Annotated in this window: 14 protein-coding genes; 7 read left to right on the top strand and 7 right to left on the bottom strand. The window is 64.8% G+C overall.

Annotated elements, in window-relative coordinates; genetic code table 11:
- Positions 1 to 194: 194 nt before the first annotated feature.
- A complete protein-coding gene (locus M2D63_RS16090; protein ID WP_285863935.1) occupies positions 195 to 1,217 on the bottom strand; it encodes a zinc-dependent alcohol dehydrogenase family protein in 1,023 nt (340 codons plus the stop codon).
- A gap of 199 nt (positions 1,218 to 1,416) precedes the next feature.
- Between M2D63_RS16090 and M2D63_RS16085 the strand changes: the two genes are divergently transcribed.
- Positions 1,417 to 2,331, top strand: coding sequence for a LysR family transcriptional regulator (locus tag M2D63_RS16085; RefSeq protein WP_285863934.1), 915 nt, complete (start codon positions 1,417 to 1,419; stop codon positions 2,329 to 2,331).
- Between the two features lie 38 nt (positions 2,332 to 2,369).
- Here M2D63_RS16085 and M2D63_RS16080 read toward each other — a convergent pair whose 3' ends face one another.
- The 6 genes from M2D63_RS16080 to M2D63_RS16055 all read right to left on the bottom strand — a co-directional run bounded on the left by M2D63_RS16080 (position 2,370) and on the right by M2D63_RS16055 (position 13,076).
- A complete protein-coding gene (locus M2D63_RS16080) occupies positions 2,370 to 4,331 on the bottom strand; it encodes an amidohydrolase (RefSeq protein ID WP_285863933.1) in 1,962 nt (653 codons plus the stop codon).
- A gap of 99 nt (positions 4,332 to 4,430) precedes the next feature.
- Positions 4,431 to 6,020 carry a PAS domain-containing methyl-accepting chemotaxis protein gene (locus M2D63_RS16075; RefSeq protein WP_285863932.1) on the bottom strand — a complete coding sequence of 530 codons (1,590 nt, stop codon included), beginning with the start codon at positions 6,018 to 6,020 and terminating at the stop codon, positions 4,431 to 4,433.
- Between the two features lie 63 nt (positions 6,021 to 6,083).
- A complete protein-coding gene (locus M2D63_RS16070; RefSeq protein ID WP_285863931.1) occupies positions 6,084 to 8,288 on the bottom strand; it encodes an EAL domain-containing protein in 2,205 nt (734 codons plus the stop codon).
- Between the two features lie 171 nt (positions 8,289 to 8,459).
- Entirely contained in the window at positions 8,460 to 8,771 is a 312-nt protein-coding gene (locus tag M2D63_RS16065) for a hypothetical protein (protein ID WP_285863930.1), read from the bottom strand.
- A gap of 135 nt (positions 8,772 to 8,906) precedes the next feature.
- Positions 8,907 to 11,762: an HD domain-containing phosphohydrolase gene (locus M2D63_RS16060; protein WP_285863929.1), complete on the bottom strand. Its 2,856-nt coding sequence runs from the start codon at positions 11,760 to 11,762 to the stop codon at positions 8,907 to 8,909.
- Between the two features lie 81 nt (positions 11,763 to 11,843).
- Positions 11,844 to 13,076, bottom strand: a complete 1,233-nt coding sequence (locus M2D63_RS16055; protein ID WP_405310290.1) for an MFS transporter — start codon at positions 13,074 to 13,076, stop codon at positions 11,844 to 11,846.
- A gap of 118 nt (positions 13,077 to 13,194) precedes the next feature.
- On the opposite strand from M2D63_RS16055, the gene M2D63_RS16050 reads away from it, so the two are divergent.
- The 6 genes from M2D63_RS16050 (at position 13,195) to M2D63_RS16025 (ending at position 21,486) form a co-directional block, all read left to right on the top strand.
- Complete coding sequence (locus M2D63_RS16050) at positions 13,195 to 13,650, top strand: helix-turn-helix domain-containing protein (protein ID WP_285863928.1); 456 nt, start codon at positions 13,195 to 13,197, stop codon at positions 13,648 to 13,650.
- A 67-nt stretch (positions 13,651 to 13,717) separates the two neighbouring features.
- Positions 13,718 to 14,017 (top strand): hypothetical protein, encoded by a 300-nt coding sequence (locus tag M2D63_RS16045; RefSeq protein WP_285863927.1) that lies wholly within the window; start codon positions 13,718 to 13,720, stop codon positions 14,015 to 14,017.
- A 182-nt stretch (positions 14,018 to 14,199) separates the two neighbouring features.
- Positions 14,200 to 15,441, top strand: coding sequence for a multidrug efflux RND transporter periplasmic adaptor subunit MexE (mexE, locus tag M2D63_RS16040; protein ID WP_285863926.1), 1,242 nt, complete (start codon positions 14,200 to 14,202; stop codon positions 15,439 to 15,441).
- 12 nt (positions 15,442 to 15,453) lie between these two features.
- Complete coding sequence (locus M2D63_RS16035; protein ID WP_285863925.1) at positions 15,454 to 18,633, top strand: efflux RND transporter permease subunit; 3,180 nt, start codon at positions 15,454 to 15,456, stop codon at positions 18,631 to 18,633.
- The gene (locus M2D63_RS16030; protein WP_285863924.1) at positions 18,630 to 20,057 is read left to right on the top strand and encodes an efflux transporter outer membrane subunit; all 1,428 of its coding nucleotides are present in this window, start codon (positions 18,630 to 18,632) and stop codon (positions 20,055 to 20,057) included. The genes M2D63_RS16035 and M2D63_RS16030 overlap by 4 nt, the downstream gene beginning before the upstream one ends.
- Before the next feature lie 373 nt (positions 20,058 to 20,430).
- Positions 20,431 to 21,486 (top strand): tetratricopeptide repeat protein, encoded by a 1,056-nt coding sequence (locus M2D63_RS16025; protein ID WP_285863923.1) that lies wholly within the window; start codon positions 20,431 to 20,433, stop codon positions 21,484 to 21,486.
- Positions 21,487 to 21,542: the final 56 nt, after the last annotated feature.

Genomic DNA, 21,542 nt, shown 5'->3' with positions numbered 1-21,542 from the left:
CGAGCGGTTTTGGTTCCTTTTGCCAAGACAAAAGGGACCCGCCGTAAGGGCGGAAGGGGCCGGCAGCGTCGCCGCATGGAATGGATAAGCTCACAGCCTCAGCCCCCAAGCCCAAGGATCGTAGCCCCTGTATTCCGTGAAGAGCCAAAAAAAAGCCCGAGCAATGCCCGGGCTTGTTGGATCGATCCAGGCACTCAGGCGTCGGCAAGTTCCAGCACGAGCCGCCCACCGCACGGACACTCATCCATGTAACGATGCGCCTCGACCACACGCTCGAACGGATAGACCTTGATGATCTGCGGAGTCAGCAGCTTGTCGGCGGTGAACTGGTTGATATCGCGCAGTGCCCGCTGCAGGGCCACCTGGTCCTGGCAGATACCCAGCTCCGGCTTGCCGGTGAAGTTGCCGATGCAATGCACGAAGAACTGGATGTTCTTCTGGAACGCCGCACAGGCCGGGAACGGCGTCTGGTTGCCGCCCTGCAGGCCATACAGCACCAGGCTGCCGCGCGGCGCCAGGACATCGCCGAGCAGCGACATCTGCGGGCCGCCCAGGCCGTCGAGGACCATATCGACCCCGCGGTTGTTGGTGTACTTGTTGACCTGCATGAGCAGGTCCTGCTCTTCGGTGACGATGACCTTGTCGGCGCCAAGCTGCAGCAGATAGTCGCGCTCTTCGGCATCCTTGGTTGCGGCGAACACCGTGATGCCCAGGGCCTTGCCCATCTGCACGAAGGCGGGGCCCGCGCAATGGCTGGCATCGGTAACCAGGGCAGTCTGGCCGGCCTTGGCCCGGGCCAGGTCGACAAAGGCGAAATAGGCGATCAGCAAGGGCGTGTAATGCACGCTGGCTTCGATCGGGGTGAGGATGTCCGGGTAGCGGGTCACGGCATTGCGCGGCAATACGATGATCTCACCGTACACCGGATAATCATTGGCGCTGCTGGCCGGAAAGCTGGCGACCTTGTCGCCCACCGCCAGGTCGTCGACGCCTTCGCCCACGGCCGTGACCACACCGGCCATTTCATGGCCCATGCCCGCCGGCAGGTGTGCCTGGGTCGGCGCCAGGTTCTGGCGCCAGAGCACGTCGTACCAGCTGATGCCGATCGCCTGCACACGGATCTGCACTTCACCGGCAGCCGGCTGGCGCGTGGCCTGCTCTTCGACCTTGAGCACCTCGGCCGGGCCGAATTTGTGGAAACGGATCATGCGGGACATCGCAAACCTCGCCTAGTGAACCTCTAATACCCTGAACTCTATCCGGGCTTTTATGGTTAGACCATCCGTGGCCATTAATAGTCGACATGCCTGTCATTGATTGATGCCGAAACCGCAGCCGGCAAATTATGCGGTGCAGGGTAACAGCCTTTACCCTTAAGATTCACCTCTGCCCCCTTCGTCCAGTGAAGCCGAGCCGATGAACCGTAACGACTTGCGTCGCGTCGACCTGAACCTGCTGATCGTCTTCGAGACCCTGATGCACGAGCGTAGCGTAACCCGCGCCGCCGAGAAGCTGTTCCTCGGCCAGCCCGCCATCAGCGCCGCACTGTCACGCCTGCGCAACCTGTTCGACGATCCGCTGTTCGTACGCACCGGGCGCAGCATGGAGCCCTCGGCGCGGGCCATGGAAATCTTCGCCCTGCTGTCGCCGGCCCTGGACTCGATCTCCACCGCCGTCAGCCGCGCCGCCGACTTCGACCCGACCACCAGCACCGCGGTGTTTCGTATCGGCCTGTCGGACGACGCCGAATTCGCCCTGCTGCCGCAGTTGCTCAAGCGCGTGCGCGCCGAAGCGCCCGGCATCGTCCTGGTGGTACGCCGGGTCAACTACCTGTTGATGCCGGCGCTGCTGGCCAGCGGCGAGATCTCGGTGGGCGTGAGCTGGACCAACGACCTGCCGGCCAACGCCAAGCGCAAGGTGCTGCGCCGCAGCAAACCCAAGGTACTGCGTGCCGACAGCATGCCCGGCAGCCTGAGCCTGGACGACTTCTGCGCCCGCCCCCACGCACTGGTGTCCTTTGCCGGCGACCTGGGCGGGTTCATGGACGAGATCCTGGAAAAACACGGGCGCAAACGCCATGTAGTCCTGGCCGTGCCGCAGTTCAACGGCCTGGGCAGCCTGCTGTCGGGCACCGACATCATCGCCACCGTACCCGACTACACCGCCGATGTCCTGACTGCCGCCGGGGGGCTGCGCGCCGAGGATCCGCCGATCGAGGTGCAGACCTTCGAACTGCACATGGCCTGGCGCGGGTCGCAGGATAATGACCCTGGGGAGCGCTGGTTGCGGTCGAGGATTCAGATGTTCTTCGGAGATCCGGACAGCCTTTGAGGAGGCTTACGCAATGAGTTTCCTGTCGTGCCTTATCGTCAGAAGGCAAAGCAGGAACACCCCAGCGCCCCCCAGAACCCCTGGAAGTCACTCACCGGCACACTGGCGTAGCGCGCCTTCTCGTGGCGATGGGCATGCACCCCGCACGGCCCGACGCACTGGTGCATCGCCGCCACTGGCGCCCCGGCCCGCCAGTGCCCCGGGACCTTGACCACCGGCGACCACTCGGGCAGCACCGGCAGCACAGGCGGGCCCAGCTTGTCGAACTCGGCGGCGGCATACACGACCTTGCCATCGACCACGGTCAGCACCGACTCGATGCCCTTGATCGCCTCTTGCTCGACACTGAAGAAATCCTGCGACAACGCCGCCAGGTCCGCCAACTGGCCGACCTTGATCTGCCCCTTCTTGCCCTGCTCGCTGGAAAACCAGGCGCTGCCGTGGGTGAATAGCTGCAACGCGGTCTCACGGCTCAGCCCTTGCGGGTACAGCGCCAGCCCGCCAACGGTCTTGCCGCTGACCAGCCAGTACAGCGAAGTCCAGGGGTTGTAGCTGGACACCCGGGTGGCATCGGTGCCCGCCCCGACCGGTACGCCCTCGGCCAGCATGCGCTGGATCGGCGGGGTCGCCTCGGCAGCCTTGGCACCGTAGCGCTCGACGAAGTACTCGCCCTGGAAGGCCATGCGGTCCTGGATCGCAATACCGCCGCCCAGCGCCCTCACCCGCTCGATGTTCTTCGCCGTGATGGTCTCGCAGTGGTCGAAGAACCACGGCAGGCCATTGAACGGCATGTCGCGGTTGACCTTCTCGAACACGTCGAGCATGCGCGAGATGGACTCGTCGTAGGTGGCATGCAGGCGAAACGGCCAGCGCTGCTCCACCAGGTGGCGGACCACCGGTTCCAGCTCCTGCTCCATGGTCTGTGGCAGGTCCGGGCGGGGTTCGAGGAAGTCCTCGAAATCGGCGGCGGAGAACACCAGCATCTCGCCGGCGCCGTTGTGGCGCAGGAAGTCATTGCCCTGCCCCGGCTTGACCTTCTGCGCCCAGTTCTTGAAGTCGGCAAGCTCTTCCTTGGGCTTCTGGGTGAACAGGTTGTAGGCGATGCGCACGGTCAGCTGGTCGTTGTCGGCCAGTTCCTGGATCACCTGGTAGTCGTCCGGGTAGTTCTGGTAACCGCCGCCGGCATCGATGGCACTGGTCAGGCCCAGGCGGTTGAGCTCGCGCATGAATTGGCGGGTGGAGTTGACCTGGTACTCCAGTGGCAGCTTCGGCCCCTTGGCCAGGGTGGCGTAGAGAATGGTCGCATTGGGCCGGGCGATAAGCATGCCGGTGGGGTTGCCGAACTTGTCGCGCTGGATCTCGCCGCCCGGCGGATTGGGCGTGTCCTTGCTGTAGCCTACGGCCTTGAGGGCGGCGCGGTTGAGCAAGGCGCGGTCGTACAGGTGCAGCAGGAACACCGGGGTGTCGGGCGCGGCCTGGTTGATTTCTTCAAGCGTCGGCAGGCGCTTTTCGGCGAACTGGAATTCGTTCCAGCCACCGACCACCCGCACCCACTGCGGGCTTGGCGTGCGCTCGGCCTGCGCCTTGAGCATGCGCAGGGCATCGGCCAGCGACGGCACGCCCTCCCAGCGCAGCTCCAGGTTGTAGTTCAGGCCGCCGCGGATCAGGTGCAGGTGCGAGTCGTTCAGGCCCGGGATGATCGTGCGCTGCCTGAGGTCGATCAGCTGTGTGCCGGCGCCTTTGTGAACCATCGCCTCGGCGTCGGTACCCACGGCGATGAACTTGCCACCCTGGATGGCCACCGCGCTGGCCGTGGGCTTATCACGGTCGACCGTATGGAAGCGCCCGTTGAACAGGATCAACTCGGCGTCCATGGCGTTTGTCGCCGGGGTGGCGAAGGATGTACCCGGCAAGGCCGAGCACAGCACCCCGGCAGCGCCGAGCACGGAACTGGCGGTCAGGAAGTGGCGGCGACTCTTGCTGGCGGGGTCTTCGTTCATGGTGTCCCTCCGGTACTCAACCCACTGGCGCAACCGAACGCCTGTGCTGTGCCGGTAAACACTAGCAGCTACTCGCCCTGGCAGCCTGGCCGGGTAGTGTCACCCATTCTGCTGACGCCCCCAGAACTGCGCCGACAGCAGTTGCAGGCGCTCGGCCAGGCTGGCGACATGGGCCGCCGTGGTGCGGCTGCGGTTGCTGGCCAGCACATTACTGTCGGTCGCCTGGCTGATACCGTTGAGGCTGCACTGGATACTCTCGCCCACGCTGCTCTGCTGCTCCACGGCCGCGGCAATCTGCACGCTCATGTCGCTGATTTCACCGACGCGCTGGGTGATGCCGTCCAGCGCCCGGGCAGCAGACAGCGCCTGCTCGACACTGGCCTGGGCCTTGCGGTGGCTGCGTTGCATCGCGCCCACCGCATCCGTGGTGGAACGTCTCAAGGTATCGATGGTGCCGTGGATTTCGGCGGTCGATTGCTGGGTGCGCGAGGCCAGCCCGCGCACCTCGTCGGCAACCACGGCAAAACCGCGCCCCGCTTCGCCTGCGCGCGCGGCCTCGATGGCGGCGTTGAGGGCGAGCAGGTTGGTCTGTTCGGCGATGTTCTGGATGATCTCAAGTACGCGGTTGATGTCCTGGCCATGCTGTTCCAGTTGGTGAATCACCGCACTGGCCTGCTGCACCTCACCGGCGAGGCTGTCGATGTGCTGGCGGGTATGCTCGACCAGTTGCCGCCCCCGGTCGGTTTCCTGATCGGCCAGGCTCACGGCGCTGGCCGTGAGCTGGGCGTTGCGCGCCACGTCCTGCACACTGCTGGCCATCTGGGTGATGGCGCTGGCCACCTGGGCCGTTTCGCCTTGCTGCTGCAAGGTCGCGCAGTTGCTGGTGTCCACCGCCGCCACCAGTTCGTCGGCTTCCTGGTTCAACTGGCGGGCCGAGTCGGCAATGCGACCGACCACGGCCCGCGTCTCGGCATCGAGCATTTGCAAGGCGAAGTCGATTTGCCCGAACGAGTCCCGGCGACCGCTGTAGAGCCGTTGGCTCAACGGGTTATCGGCGATCTGTGTTGCCTTGCGGGCAAGCGCGTCGAGGGGGCGCAGGCCTTGGTGCAGCAGGCCCGCGAACAGGACGCTGAACAGCGGTGCGGCGACGGCCGCATGCTCCCAGGCGAGTGCTTCAACCAGGCCCAGGCCAGTAAACCCCAGCAGGTTCAGGCCGGCGCCTGCCAGCGCCAGGCGCATGCTGACGGACAGTCGCGAAGCCCGCAGGCAGTGAGTTTTCTTACCATTGCGCAACTGCCCATAGAGCTGTTCGGCAGCCTCTACCAGCGCTTTGGGCGCCAGCGTGCGAACCGACTGGTACTCCACGATTTCGCCGTTGCGCTGTATCGGCGAGACATAGGCACTGACCCAGTAGTGGTCACCATTCTTGCAGCGATTCTTTACCAGCCCCATCCATGAGCGCCCGGCCTTGAGGGTCTGCCACAGGTGGGCGAATGCTTCCGGCGGCATGTCCGGATGGCGCACGATGTTGTGATTGACGCCGAGCAACTCGTCCTCACTGTAACCGCTGATGTTGATGAAATCCGGATTGACGTAGGTGATGGCGCCCTTGGGGTTGGTGGTTGTAAGAATGTTCGCATTGGCGCTGACCTGGACTGCACGACCACTGACCGGAAGATTGATTTTCATTATTTGCCTTCTGAGCTGATGGATAATCGCGGGGTGCCACAACCTCAACTACACCACTAGGCATCAATGCCCTTCGAAACAGTCCTCTCCACTCAATAACCCTTGCATCTGCACGGCGGATCGCGGTCGGCTGAACCAGTAGCCCTGGGCGTAGTGGCAGCCTTGCGTGATGATGAAATCGAGCTGTGCCGGGTTCTCGATCCCCTCCGCCACGACTTCCAGGCCAAGGCTACGCCCCAGGCCGATGATTGCCTGGCTGATCGCGCTCTGCTTGTGGTCATGCGGGACGCTACCGATGAAGCTCTTGTCCAGCTTGAGAATGTGCAGCGGAAAGCGCGCGAGGTAGCCCAGGGAGGAGTAACCGGTACCAAAATCGTCCAGCGCCAACAGCACGCCAAGACTGGCCAGTTCACTCAGGCTGGCCAATGTGACCCGGTCGTCATGCATCAGCTGGCTTTCGGTAATCTCCAGGATCAGGCTGGCCGGTGGCAGGCCGCTTTCCTGGAGGATGTCGATCAGGCGCAGGGCGAAATCCACTTGTTGCAACTGGATACTGGAGATGTTGACCGAACAGCGCAGATGCTTGTGTCCGGCCTGTTGCCACAAGCGGGTTTGCTGGCAGGCCTGGCGCAGTACCCACTCGCCAACGCGGATGATTTCCCCTGATTCCTCAAGCGCCGGTATGAACTCCAGGGGTGAGACCAGGCGCTCACCCTGGTGCCAGCGCAACAATGCTTCGACCCCGGTCACGCGGGGGACGCCCTGCTCAAGGCGATAGATCGGTTGGTAGTGCAACTCGAATTCATCGTGCTGCAGTGCCAGGCCCAGCGCGGACTCCAGTTCCAGATGGTGCTGCGCGGTATCCTGCAGGGCTTCGCTGTAGTGGGCGAAGCGCGCCTTGCCGGCCGACTTGGCGCTGTAGAGGGCAAGGTCGGCGGCCTGCAAGGCATCCAGTGTCTTGCCGTCGTCTTGCAGCGGGGCGATACCGATGCTCGCACTGACCACCAGGGTCCGATCATCCACCTGCAGCGGCTGATGCAGACTGTCGAGAATGCGCTGGGAGACGCGCTCGGCGTCACGGCCGCAGGTGAGGTCATGCAGTAGCACGATGAACTCGTCGCCGCCGAAGCGAAACAACTGGTCGCCCGGGCGCAGCGAGCCTCGCAAGCGCTGCGCCACTTCGATCAGGACGCGATCGCCCACGCTGTGGCCAAGGCTATCGTTGATCAACTTGAAGCGGTCCAGGTCGATGAACAACAACGCCTCGTGGCTGCCGCCCTTGCGCTTTTCCACCAGGGTCTTCTGCATGTGCTCGTCAAGGCGCATACGGTTGGCAAGGCCGGTCAGGGCGTCATGGTGGGCGGCATGTTTGAGGCGCTGCTCGACGTCCTTGCGTGCACTGATATCGGTTTGTGACCCGGCCATGCGCAGGTGCCCCGGCGTCGTCGCTTCGGCGACACCCCGCACCAGCACCCACCGGTAGTCGCCGTCATGTTGGCGGATGCGGTACTCATGGTGGACAGAGGACGTCTGCCCTTGTAGATGGGCATCGATGGCGTGGCGAAAATCCGGCAGGTCATCCGGATGCACGCGCCCGAACCAGCTTGCACTGGTTTCACCGATGCTGTCGCGACTCAGGCCCAGCATACTTGCCCAGCGCTCGGACACATACAGCCGGTCCTGATCGACATGCCAGTCCCAAAGCCCGTCATTGGCGCCGCGCAGGGCACGGGCGAAACGCGCTTCGCTGTCCTCCAGCGCCTTGTTCTGCGCCGCGCTGTAGGTGTCGATGGCCAGAGTCATGTCGAAGAACACCGCTTTCAACAGACTTGAATAGAGGATCGCGTCGGGATCGTCGCCGAACAGGCTGGCGAGCATGTCACTGAGGTACAGGCGATAGGCACCCAGGTACCACTTCAATTCCAGGCCGACCTGCTGGTGAATCACCCCGATGCGCAGTCGACCATTGATGTAATCGTCATCGTACGGCCCGCCCCACAAGCACTGGTAATACTCGGACTGGCTGTGCTTGAGCCTTGCCGTGACCCCGGGCGCACGAAGCAGCGCCGACGGCGTGGGGAACTGCGCCAGGTGACGGTACAAATGGTCGACGAAAACCTGCTGCTCGGGCCCCATGCGCCGGGCCGCGGCGCCCAGTCGCTCGGCATCTTCAGGCCCCCAGTCAAGAAAACGGAAACGCTCGATGATCTCTTCACGATCAAGCCGGATACGCCTGAGCAGCTCCGTCAGATCTTTTGTCACCTTCATTCTTATGCCCCTGAGTGAGTACAGACGCCTTTTCGCCGACAAAAAAAAACGCCGCGGCACCGCGTTCTGGACAAGAACGGGTGTCACGGCGCTTCGTCTTTCAGGCCCTATGTCCTGCTCGGCAAAGCCGGTTCCCGCGTGGACGCGGAACCTACTAATGGCATATTTACATCATTCAGAATTCTCTGACAACTTTTCCAGCAGCACCTTCAAGCGCTGCCTCAATTGCCCCAACTCCCGGGACTTGAACGAGTGCCGCGTCTGCTCCAGCACCTCGGTGGCCTCGACCAACGCGGCATACACCCAGCCTGCCGGGCCCAGTTGTTCCTCACCGAGCCAGCGGCAAAAAGGTGCCCGGCTGCAGTCACCCGGTGCGCTCAATACCTCGCAATCGGGCGCTGTCTCAAGCAACTGCTGGCGCAGGTGCTCGGCAACTTCAGGATCGCTGCACAGGATCCGGGTTGTCTGGTTGGACTGGCACATCGACTACACCCCAATGAAAAGTGAGCAGCTGTTTACACCATTGGCAGCCACGATCCATTGATCGGAATCAACACTGACAACCCCGCGCCTGGTGCCGTACAAGCGGACCTCGGAGGTGATCGTTTGCGCTTGGTGTTACCCCTGGAGCTGCCCCATCCAGTACCCCACATCCACCTCGTCGATCTGCTCGGGCCGAAGAAACCGCTCGGCATACTGGCGATACACCCCGCTGCTCAGGAACAGTTGCAGCAGTTGCCCGTCGATGTGCTTGTCGCGGGCCATGAAGACGAGGATCTTCACCGACTCGGACAAGGTCTTGGGCGCCTTGTACGGTCGGTCGGCGGCCGTCAGCGCCTCGAAGATGTCGGCGATCGCCATCACCCGCTCGGGAATGCTCAGGTCGTCCTTGCCCAGCCGACGCGGGTAGCCGCTGCCGTCCATCTTCTCGTGATGGTTGCCGGCAATGGCCGGAACGCGCCGCAGATGGCGCGGAAACGGCAGGGATTCGAGCATGATGATGGTCTGCACGATATGCTCGTTGATCTTGAAGCGTTCCTCTTCGTTCAACGTGCCGCGTCGAATCGACAGGTTGTACAGCTCGCCGAGGTTGCTGGCATTGGCCGGCAGGCGCATGTCGAAACCCCAGACATTGCGCGGGTCGTCCCGGGTCACCGGCGGCTTGCGCGGGCCCCAGGGCACGCGATGCTCGCTGCGATCGGCGAGCAGTGGCTCCTCCACCGGCAAGGGCACCGGCGGCGCGCCAGCAAAACGCGCCTCTTCCTCATGAGAGATGCCCAGGCGATTGTCGAAGTGTCGCCACCAGCGGCGCTGGCCGATCCGCTGCAAGCGCTCGATGTCCTCCTCCTGCATGGACTCGCCGCCGACATTGGCCTTGGCGACGAAACTGAATTCCTCCTGCAGTTCGGCCCGGCTGCGCTCCAGCGTGCGTTGCAGCGCCTGTTGATCCGCGCCGCCCGCCAGGCCTTGCCAGTACGCAAGCTCGGCATCGCGCCAGAGCACTTCGAAACGCATGCGTACCTCATGGATACGGTTGTACAGGCTCTCCAGCTTGGTCGCCTTGTCCACCACATGCTCGGGGCTGGTGACCTTGCCGCAATCGTGCAGCCAGGCGGCAATGCCGAACTCGTAGCGCTGCGCCTCGGTCATGCTGAAGTCGGCATACGGACCGCTGTCGGCCTGTACGGCCTGGTCCAGCAGCAACTGCGCCAGCTGCGGTACCCGTTCGCAGTGGCCGCCGGTATAGGGGCTCTTGGCATCGATGGCATCTGCCAGCAGCTTGATCATGGCGTCCATCAGTCGGCGCTGGGCCTCGACCAGCTGGCGCGTCTCGATGGCCACGGCGGCCGCGCCGGACACTTCCTCGACAAAACGCCTGAACGGTTGACGCACTTCATCGCTGGCATACTCACTGCCCAGTTGCAGGACCAGGATGCCCAGCAGTGCCTGGCTGCGGTCATTGAGTACGACCGCCAGGCTCCTTCCTCGAAGTGCCAGGGCCTGGGTCACGGCGGCCGGCAGATCCTCGTGATCGCCCTCGCACACCGCCAGTTCATCGGGGTAGTCCTGGCCCCGGCAGGCGGCGGCCAGGCGCAGCGAAGCGCGCTCGACATCGTACAGGTACACGGCGCCGGCGCTCACTCCGGCAGCGTCCACCAGGTGGCCCAGTACCCCGTCGAGCATCCGCTCCAGGTCGCTCTCGCGACTGAGCGTGAGGGTGATCGCCTGCAAGCTGCGGATCGTGCCGGACATGCGGCTGAGTACCTGGCTCAGCTCCCGCACCTCGGACACCCGCGACCTGACCCCCACTTCGCAGCTGAAATCGAAACCGGCCAGGCCGTGCACCTGCCTGGCCAGCAGGCGCAGCGGGCGGCCGATGCGTTGGCCGAGCAGCCCGCCGAGCAGCAGCAACACGGCCATCAGTACCACGGCCCAGAGCAACTGCTCGAACAGCACCTTGCGCGCATCGGCCAGCAGCTCGTGGGCCGGCACGGCGATCAATACCTGCAGATCCTGCCCGGCCAGGGTCGTCAGTTGCACGCGTATGCCATACCAGGTTTGCCCTTCGACCTGATAAGGCTGGGGCTTGGTGCCCTGGGGCGGGTCGGCGTAGAGGTGCGCAAGGCTGGGAATGCCCAGCTCGCCGATGCGCGACAGGCGCACCGCATCGCCCTCACGGACGATGACCCGCTCAAGGTCCGGATACGCCACCACGTTGCCCTGGTCGTCGATCACGGCGATCTCGGAGCCGGCGGTCATGCGCAGGTCGCGGCTCTCGCTGGCCAGGTCATTGACCGAGACGTCCATGCCGATCACCGCCCCGCCGTCGACACTGCGCTGCGCCATGGTCAGACCGATCTCGCGGGTGGTGAAGAACACATAGGGACGGGTCAGCACGGTGCCGGACTGTCCGGAGGCTTCGACGAACCAGGGGCGCGGGCGTGGATCGTAGTGATAGTCCGGCTGGACCTGGGTCTTGAGCAGGGTCAGCGCCCGGTCGTAGAAACGCCATTCGCCCAGCATCGCACCCTTGTCGCCAAGGCTGACGCTCTGCACCAGGAACGCCGTGCCACTCGGCGCCGCAAAGCGCTGCTGCTGTTGCGCATCGCGTAGCCGACGGATCAGGAGGAACTCGCCGTTCGGGTAGCCGACGTACACGGCACTGAGCATGCGGTTGCTGTCCAGGCTCTCGACCAGTTGCGGCAGTCGCTCCAGACGCTGGGTGAGATTGCCGGCGGCCGGGTTGAAGGCCAGCAGCCGGATGCTGCTCTGCACCGGGTCGACCAGGCGTCGGGCGCGTTCGTCGATGGTCTTGCCGACCTGCTGGGCGGCATCGCCGGCGGCGGCGACCAGCGTCTGCCGGGTGCCCAGGTAGCTCTGCCAGGCCAGGGCGGCGCCCAGCAGCAACATGCCCAGCATGATGGCCAGCGCCACCAGCAATTGCAGGGGGACACCTCGTCCATGGTCATTCATGGCTGTCTGGTCCTGCCCTTCGAACGCTCGATTACGCAGCCCATTCCAGGTACTCCCTGTGTGGCGGTTTCAACAGTGTAATCAGCCCGCGCGAATATGCCGGCCAGATCGCACCTGATCCCCCCAGATCAGCAAGGCCACGGCACTCAGGCTCGCCCCCAGCACACAGACCGCCGTCCAGCCCCACTGGGCGTAGGTACAGGTCGCGGCCACTGCGCCCAGGCCGCTGCCCACCGAGTAGAACCCCATATAAGCACCTACCAGGCGACTCTGGGCATCGGGCCGGGCCGCGAAGATCAGGCTCTGGTTGGTCACGTGTACCGCCTGCACGGCAAAATCCAGCAGCACCACGCCCACCACCATGGCCAGCAGCGACTGCGCGCCGAACGCCGTCGGCAGCCAGGACAGGGTCAGCAGCGCCAGGGCGACCCCGGTGGTGCGCTGGGCATGCCCCTGATCGGCCAGGCGCCCGGCACGGGCGGCGGCCAATGCTCCGGCCACCCCGGCCAGGCCGAACAGGCCGACCTGGGTATGCGACAGCGACAGTGGCGGTGCGCTCAGCGGCAGCACCATCGACGTCCAAAGCACGCTGAAGGCGGCGAAGATCAGCAACGCCAGCAGGCCCCTGGCCCGCAGCACGGGTTCGCTGCGATACAACTGCAGCACCGAGCCCAGCAACTGCCAGTACCCGACCCTCGCTCGCGGCGTTTGCACAGCCGGCAGGGTGCGGTACAGCACCAGCGCCATCGCCACCATCAAGGCCGCCGACAGCAGATACACGCCCCGCCAGCCAACAAGGTCGGCGACCACGCCGGACACCAGGCGCGCCAGCAGGATGCCCAGCACCACGCCACTGGTCACGGTTCCCACCGCCTGGCCACGCTGCTCGGGGCTTGCCAGGGTGGCTGCACAGGCCACTACCACCTGCACCACCACCGCCATCAGGCCGACCAGTACCAGCGCCCCGAGCAGCAGGCTCCAGGACTGGGCGAAGGCCACTGCGCCCAGGGCCAGGGCCGACAGCAGCAGTTGCGTGAGGATGAGCCGCTTGCGCTCGAACAGATCACCCAGCGGCACCACCAGCAGCAACCCCAGGGCGTAGCCGACCTGGGTCGCGCCGACCACCGCGCCGATGCGGCTGGCAGGCACTGCAAGGCTGGCCGACATGGAGGCCAGCAAGGGTTGGGCGAAGTAGACATTGGCCACGGCCAGGGCGCAGGTGATGGCAAAGAGCAGCGTCAGTCGAGGGCTCAAGGCCCCTGCCCGGTTGGCGCCGAGGTCGCTGCTGGCAGGTGCATGGCTGTTCATTGTCATCGACACTCCATCCCGGGAAATGAGGTTTCAAAATGAAACCACTTCGTTGATTTCTAGCAAATGAGGTTTTAATCTGCAACCACATTGTCGAAATTCCATGGGTGGATGCAGGAGAGCCATGAGCGCACAGACACAGCAGGCACAGCGCGAATGCCCGGTGGCGCGGGCGCTGGAGATCATCGGCGATCGCTGGGTGATGTTGATCATCCGCGACGCATTCGACGATGTTCGCCGCTTCAATGACTTCCACAAGCGCCTGGGCATGGCCAAGAACATCCTCGCCACACGGCTCAAGCTTCTGGTCGAGTTGGGGGTGTTCGTCGTTCAACCGGCGTCGGACGGCAGTGCCTACAAGGAATACGTACTGACCGAGATGGGACGTTCGGTCTTCCCCATCGTGGTCGGCATGCGCCAATGGGGCGAACGCTTCCTCTTCAGCGAGGGCGAGCGCCATTCGGTGCTGGTGGACAACGACCTGGCGCAACCGCTCGAAACCCTCACGGTACGCTCGAAGTCCGGCAAGGTCCTGGCGCCAGAGGATTGCCACCGGCGTCTGGTCGGAGGTGATGCCTGAGCCGGGCGGCAGTGGCTAGACTGACATGGCCAGGGCCACACACGCTTGAATGCCAGGGGAAATCGGGATGAGCGCACACTCCATTCGCCGACCGGGGTCGTTGATCGTCCCGTCGCTGCTCGCCGTCGCCATGGTGCTGTCGGGCGGCTGTTCCAGCAAAGCGGCCAAGGCGCGTACCGTGACGGCGCAAACCGGTTCCAATTGCTATGCCAAGGCCTTGCCCACGGTCGGCGAAGGCGGCCTGGCCTTTGGCGCTAACTTGCAGACGGCGCGGCAGAAATCCATGAACAACTGCATTCGTTATGCCGGGCGCTCCGGGGGGACGCCAGGCACCTGCAAGGTAGTGCTGGCCGAGTGCAAGAACTAGATTGTTCACCCTGTGGGAGCGGGCTTGCCCCGCGATAGCGATATGTCAGCCACATCGCATCGCGGGACAAGCCCGCTCCTACCTATCATTCGTGGTGATAATAACCTTCGTCCCGTTCGATTCGTCGTTGATAGTTGCAAAACGCAGAATCCGCCCATTCTCAATAAATGGGCGGATACACCATGGAACAGTCACTCAAACCCTTGCGTTACCCCCTGGCCTTACTTGCAGTGCTGGTGATGAGTGCCTGCGGTCGCACCCCGGAAGCCGTGCAGGCGCCGGCAGCGGCCAAGGTCAGCGTGGCCAAGGTACTGGAACAACCGATCAACGAGTGGGACGAGTTCACCGGCCGACTGGAAGCGCCGGAAACTGTCGAGGTGCGTCCACGGGTCTCGGGGCAGATCGATCAGGTGGCCTTCACCGAAGGCGCCCAGGTCAAGAAAGGCGATGTGCTGTTCCAGATCGACCCGCGCCCCTTCCAGGCCGAGGTCCGGCGCCTTGAGGCGCAACTGCAGCAAGCCCGTGCCACCGCCATCCGCAGTGAAAACGAAGCCAGCCGTGGCGAACGCCTGCGCAGCAGCAATGCCATCTCGGCCGAGCTTGCCGAGTCGCGCAGCAGCGCCGCGGCCGAAGCCCGCGCCGGTGTCGCGGCGATCCAGGCGCAGCTGGACCTGGCGCGCCTGAACCTGAGCTTTACCCGGGTCACCGCACCGATCAGCGGCCGGGTCAGCCGGGCGCAGTTCACCGCCGGCAACATCGTCACCGCCGATGTCACCCCGCTGACCAGCGTGGTCTCCACCGACAAGGTCTACGCCTACTTCGATGCCGACGAGCGCGTGTACCTCAAGTACACCCAGCTGGCCCGCGACGGCCAGCGCGGCCAGAGCACCCCGGTGTACCTGGGCCTGTCCAACGAGCAGGGCAACCCGCACCTGGGGCAGATGAACTTCGTCGACAACCAGGTCAACCCCAAGACCGGCACCATCCGCGGCCGGGCAGTGTTCGACAACGCCGACGGCCAGTTCACCCCGGGCCTGTATGCGCGTCTGAAGCTGGTGGGCAGCGCCACCTACTCGGCGGTGCTGATCAATGACGAAGCGGTGGGCACCGACCTTGGCAAGAAGTTCGTGCTGGTCATGGACAAGGACAACAAGGCCGCCTACCGCGCCGTGGAACTGGGGCCCAAGCTCGAAGGCCTGCGCATCGTGCGCAGCGGCCTGAGCAAGGATGATCGCATCGTGGTCAAGGGCCTGCAGCGGGTGCGCCCAGGCTCGCCGGTCGACCCGCAGGAAACGCCGATGGCCAGTGAAGCGACCATCGCCGCCCTCGCCCAGCAACGCCAGGCGCTGGAGGCCAGCAGCCAGGGCAAGCCTGTCGCCGCCGCCAACGTGAAACTCGCCAGTGCTTCGGCACCGCGCGGTTAAGGGATCCGTCCGATGAATTTTTCCAAGTTTTTTATCACCCGGCCGATCTTCGCCGCCGTGCTGTCGCTGCTGATCCTGATCGCCGGCGGCATCTCGCTGTTCCAGCTGCCGATCAGCGAATACCCGGAAGTGGTGCCGCCCACCGTGGTGGTGCGCGCCAACTTCCCCGGGGCCAACCCGAAAGTGATCGGTGAAACCGTGGCCGCGCCCCTGGAGCAGGCCATCACCGGGGTGGAAAACATGCTCTACATGTCCTCGCAGTCCACCGCCGACGGCAAGCTGACCCTGACCATCACCTTCGCCCTGGGCACCGACCTGGACAACGCCCAGGTACAGGTGCAGAACCGGGTGACCCGGACCCAGCCCAAGCTCCCCGAGGAAGTGACCCGTATCGGTATCACCGTCGACAAGGCCTCGCCCGACCTGACCATGGTCGTGCACCTGACCTCGCCGGACAACCGCTACGACATGCTCTACCTGTCCAACTACGCCATCCTCAACATCAAGGACGAGCTGGCACGCCTGGGCGGTGTCGGTGACGTGCAGCTGTTCGGCATGGGCGACTACTCGCTGCGGGTCTGGCTGGACCCGAACAAGACCGCCTCGCGCAACCTCACCGCCAGCGACGTGGTCGCCGCCATTCGCGAGCAGAACCGCCAGGTCGCCGCCGGCCAGCTGGGCGCACCGCCCGCCCCCGGCAGCGCCAGCTTCCAGCTGTCGATCAACACTCAGGGCCGTCTGATCAGCGAGGAAGAGTTCGAGAACATCATCATCCGTTCCGGGGCCGACGGCGAAATCACCCGCCTGAAGGACATCGCCCGGGTGGAGCTTGGCTCCAGCCAGTACGCCCTGCGTTCGCTGCTGAACAACCAGCCGGCAGTGGCCATCCCGATCTTCCAGCGCCCGGGCTCCAACGCCATCGAGATCTCCGATGAAGTGCGGGCGAAAATGGCCGAGCTGAAGAAGGACTTCCCCGAAGGCATGGACTACAGCATCGTCTATGATCCGACCGTGTTCGTGCGCGGCTCCATCGAAGCGGTGGTCCACACCCTGTTCGAAGCCCTGGTGCTGGTCGTGCTGGTGGTGATCCTGTTCCTGCAGACCTGGCGCGCCTCGATCATCCCGCTGGTGGCCGTACCGGTGTCGCTGATCGGTACCTTCGCGGTCATGCACCTGTTCGGCTTCTCGCTCAACGCCCTGTCGCTGTTCGGCCTGGTACTGGCCATCGGTATCGTGGTCGACGACGCCATCGTCGTGGTGGAGAACGTCGAACGTAATATCGGCCTGGGCTTGAAGCCCCTTGAGGCCACGCAGAAAGCCATGGGCGAAGTGACCGGGCCGATCATCGCCACCGCCCTGGTGCTGTGCGCGGTGTTCGTGCCGGCGGCGTTCATCTCCGGCCTCACCGGGCAGTTCTACAAGCAGTTCGCCCTGACCATCGCCATCTCCACCGTGATCTCGGCGTTCAACTCGCTGACCCTGTCGCCGGCCCTGGCCGCGGTACTGCTGCAGGAACACCATGCGCCGAAGGACCGCTTCTCGCGCATGCTCGAGCGGCTGCTCGGCGGCTGGTTGTTCGGCCCCTTCAACCGCTTCTTCGACCGCGCCAGCCACAGCTATGTCGGCACCGTCGGCCGGGTCATCCGCAGCAGCGGCATCGCCCTGTTCGTCTATGGCGGCCTGATTGTCATGACCTGGCTGGGCTTTTCCTCCACCCCGACCGGTTTCGTCCCGGCCCAGGACAAGCAGTACCTGGTGGCCTTCGCCCAACTGCCGGACGCCGCCAGCCTCGACCGCACCGAAGCGGTGATGAAGAAGATGAGCGAGATCGCCCTCAAGCAACCGGGCGTGGCCGATTCTGTGGCCTTCCCGGGCCTGTCGATCAACGGCTTCACCAACAGCCCGAATAGCGGCATCGTTTTCACCCCGCTCAAGCCGTTCGACGAGCGCAAGGACCCGAGCCAGTCGGCGGGCGCCATTGCCGCCGCGCTGAACGCGCAGTTCGCCGAGATCGAGGACGCTTATATCGCGATCTTCCCGCCACCGCCGGTACAGGGGTTGGGCACCATCGGCGGCTTCCGCCTGCAGATCGAGGACCGTGGCAACCTGGGTTACGAAGCGCTGTACAAGGAAACCCAGAACATCATCGCCAAGAGCCACAACGTGCCGGAGCTGGCCGGGCTGTTCACCAGCTACCAGGTCAACGTGCCCCAGGTCGATGCCGCCATCGACCGGGAGAAAGCCAAGACCCACGGCGTGGCCATCAACGACATCTTCGACACCCTGCAGATCTACCTGGGCTCGCTGTATGCCAACGACTTCAACCGCTTTGGCCGCACCTACCAGGTCAACGTCCAGGCCGAGCAGCAGTTCCGCCTCGAAGCCGAGCAGATCGGCCAGTTGAAGGTGCGCAACAACCTGGGCGAGATGATTCCGCTGGCGACCTTCATCAAGGTCAGCGACACCTCGGGACCTGACCGGGTGATGCACTACAACGGCTTCATCACCGCCGAGATCAACGGCGCCGCAGCCCCGGGCTACAGCTCCGGCCAGGCGGAGAAGGCTATCGAGAAGCTGCTCAAGGAAGAACTGCCCAACGGCATGACCTTCGAATGGACCGAGCTGACCTACCAGCAGATCCTGGCGGGCAACACCGCGCTGTTCGTCTTCCCGCTGTGCGTGCTGCTGGCCTTCCTGGTGCTGGCCGCCCAGTACGAAAGCTGGAGCCTGCCGCTGGCGGTGATCCTGATCGTGCCGATGACCCTGCTGTCGGCCATCACCGGGGTGATCCTCTCGGGGGGCGACAACAACATCTTCACCCAGATCGGCCTGATCGTACTGGTGGGCCTGGCGTGCAAGAACGCGATCCTGATCGTCGAGTTCGCCAAGGACAAACAGGCCGAGGGCCTGGATCCGCTGGCGGCGGTACTGGAGGCCTGCCGCCTGCGCCTGCGGCCGATCCTGATGACCTCGATCGCCTTCATCATGGGTGTGGTACCGCTGGTGTTCTCTTCCGGTGCCGGTGCCGAAATGCGTCACGCCATGGGTGTGGCGGTGTTCTCCGGGATGATCGGGGTGACCTTCTTCGGCCTGTTGCTGACCCCGGTGTTCTTTGTCCTGATCCGCCGTTATGTCGAACGCAGCCAGGCCCGCAAGGCGGCCCATGCGTTGAAGCTGGAGAGCCATGCATGAGCACGCACCTGAAGTTGCTTATGCCGAGCCTGTTGGTGCTGGCCCTGGCGGCCTGCGCCGTCGGCCCGGACTACCAGGCGCCGGACACCGCGGCAGCGCAACTGAGCGCCGCCAACGAGCCGACGGCCAAGGCCACGTACGATCGCAGCCGCTTCGAGAGCATCTGGTGGAAGCAGTTCGACGACCCGGTGCTCAACCAGCTGGTCAGCCAGTCGCTGCAAGGCAACCGCGAGCTGCGCGTGGCCTTCGCCCGCCTCAAGGCGGCCCGGGCGATACGCGACGACGTCAGCAACGACGCCCTGCCGACCGTGACCAGCCGCGTCAGCAGCGAGCTGGGCAAGGGCCAGATCCCGGGGCAGACCACCGACCGGGTCAACAGCGAACGCTATGACCTGGGCCTGGACATGGCCTGGGAACTGGACCTGTTCGGGCGCATCCAGCGCCAGCTGGAAGCCAGCGACGCCCAACAGGATGCCGCCCTGGCCGACCTGCAGCAGCTGCAGGTAAGCCTGATCGCCGAACTGGTCGATGCCTACGGCCAGCTGCGCGGTGCCCAGTTGCGCGAAAAAATCGCCCTGGAGAACCTCAAGACCCAGCAGGATTCGCGGGGTATCACCGAAACCCTGCGCGATGCAGGCGTAGGCAACGACCTCGATGTGGTCCGGGCCGATGCGCGCCTGGCCCAGGTCGAGGCCACCGTGCCGCAACTGCAGGCCGAGCAGGTGCGGGCGCGCAACCGCATCGCCACCTTGCTGGGCCAGCGCCCGGATGCCTTGGGCGTGGACCTGTCGCCTGCACAACTGCCGGCCATTGCCAAAGCCCTGCCTGTGGGTGACCCGGGCGAACTGCTCCAGCGCCGCCCGGACATCCGCAGCGCCGAACGGCAGCTGGCTGCGGCGACCGCCACCGTCGGTGTAGCGACAGCAGACCTGTTCCCGCGGGTCAGCCTCAGCGGCTTCCTCGGTTTTACCGCCGGACGTGGTTCGCAACTGGGCTCCTCGGCCGCCCAGGCCTGGGCCCTGGGCCCGAGCATCACCTGGGCCGCCTTCGACCTGGGCAGCGTCAGGGCCCGCCTGCGGGGTGCCAACGCCGATGCCGAAGGGGCGCTGGCCACCTATGAACAGCAGGTGCTGCTGGCATTGGAAGAATCGGAAAACGCCTTCAGCGACTACAACAAGCGCCAGCAACGCCTGCTGTCGCTGGTGCGCCAGAGCGAAGCCAGCCGCAAGGCCGCTGACCTCGCCTCGATCCGCTACCGCGAAGGCACGGTGGACTACCTGGTGCTGCTCGATGCCGAGCGCGAACGCCTGAGCGCCGAAGACGCCCAGGCCCAGGGCGAGGTCGACCTGTATCGCGGCATCGTTGCCATCTACAAGGCCCTGGGTGGTGGCTGGCAGGCGGAGAACGTCGCCACGGCGCACTGAGCCAACGACTCCTTTGGTTGGTTTCTGACCGGCCCTTTGCCCCGCCTGCTTGCGCTCGCGGGGCTTTTTTATGGTGTCCCCCATCGCAGGCTTCGCCAGCTCCCACAGCAACCCAGCCTGTGGGCTCAACTGTCTTGACTACCTGACGGTGTAGCCGCTGCCGCCAGGCTGCGATCGGCCGTGAAACGGCCTTAAAACCTGGCGACCTCTGTACATCAGGTACAACGAAGTGACCGGGTTGCAACTGTCTTTGTGGGAGCTGGCGAAGCCTGCGATAAGACCACATACGGTCTCGTCCGGACACAGCATTTGACGCCATCCCCCCACTGCCCCAAGCTGGTACCCTTGACTGCCGCGTGTCCCGGATCCACCCATGTCGAAACAGCGCCAATACACCCTGATCAGCCTGACCCTGCTTGTCATCCTGGGCCTTGGCGGGTACTTCTGGCGCGACGACAGCCCGGCACCCACGCCTGCGCTCAAGCACAGCTATGCCAAGGCCGTGGCCATGGCCCACAACGGCCAGCCCGGCGCCGCGCGAGTGCTGTACCAGCAACTGGGCCGCAACGACCTGTCGGCCATCCGCCGCGCCGGCCTGTACGCCGAACTGCCCAACTACCCATCGCCGCTGGCCCTGAAGCTGGCCACCCGCGACCTGCAGCACGACGACCCGCTGGTGCGCCGCGCCGCCATCGCCAGCATCCAGGCCATGCTGCCCGGTGCCCAGCGCAGCCTGGTGCTGGGCCCGCTGCTGGACGATGAGGACCAGAGCGTGCGCTTTGCCGTGGTCGATGCCCTGCTCGGCCTGGGGCCGGATGAAATCGGCCTGTACTTCGGCCCGTTGCAGCACACCCTGGAGCAGTACCAGCACACCCTGGCACAACGCACCGACGATGCTCCGGCACAGCTGCACCTGGCGCAGCTCTACCTGCATGAAGACAACTTCCCCAAGGCCGCCGCCGCCCTGGACAAGACCTTGCAACTGGATCCGGGCAACCTGCAGGCCCTGGCCGGCCAGGTGCAACTGCTGGAACGCCAGGGGCACACCGAAGCCTCGCGCCAGGTGCTGGCCAGCGCCTTGCAACAACAGCCGGACTCGGCCTTTTTGCAACATGAGCTGGGCCTCTGGCTGCTGCGCCACGGCCAGGACGAGTATGCCCTGCTCGCCTTCGCCCGGGCCCTGGAGCTGGAGCCGGACAACAACGACTACCGCTATACCCTGGCCACCAGCCTGCACCAGCTGGATCAGGTGGGGCCGGCGCAGAAGCAGCTGGAGACCGTCCTCAGCCGCGACCCGGCCAACCGCAAGGCCAGGGTCCTGTTGATCGAGTACTGGAAGGAAACCGGCCAACTGCAGAACGTGCAGATCCTGCTGGCCCAGCTGGAGCAACTGAACCCCGACGACCCCCTGGTGCAGCAAGGCCTCTAGACCGGCCTCGCCGCCACTGGCGCAATCCGGTTGAACCGCCGTCCCGGCGCTGTGGT

This window comes from Pseudomonas sp. BJa5 (assembly GCF_030272875.2).
Lineage (GTDB): Bacteria > Pseudomonadota > Gammaproteobacteria > Pseudomonadales > Pseudomonadaceae > Aquipseudomonas.
The sequence above is the reverse complement of the archived record's forward strand: the minus strand, read 5'-3'. Positions and strand labels throughout refer to the sequence as shown.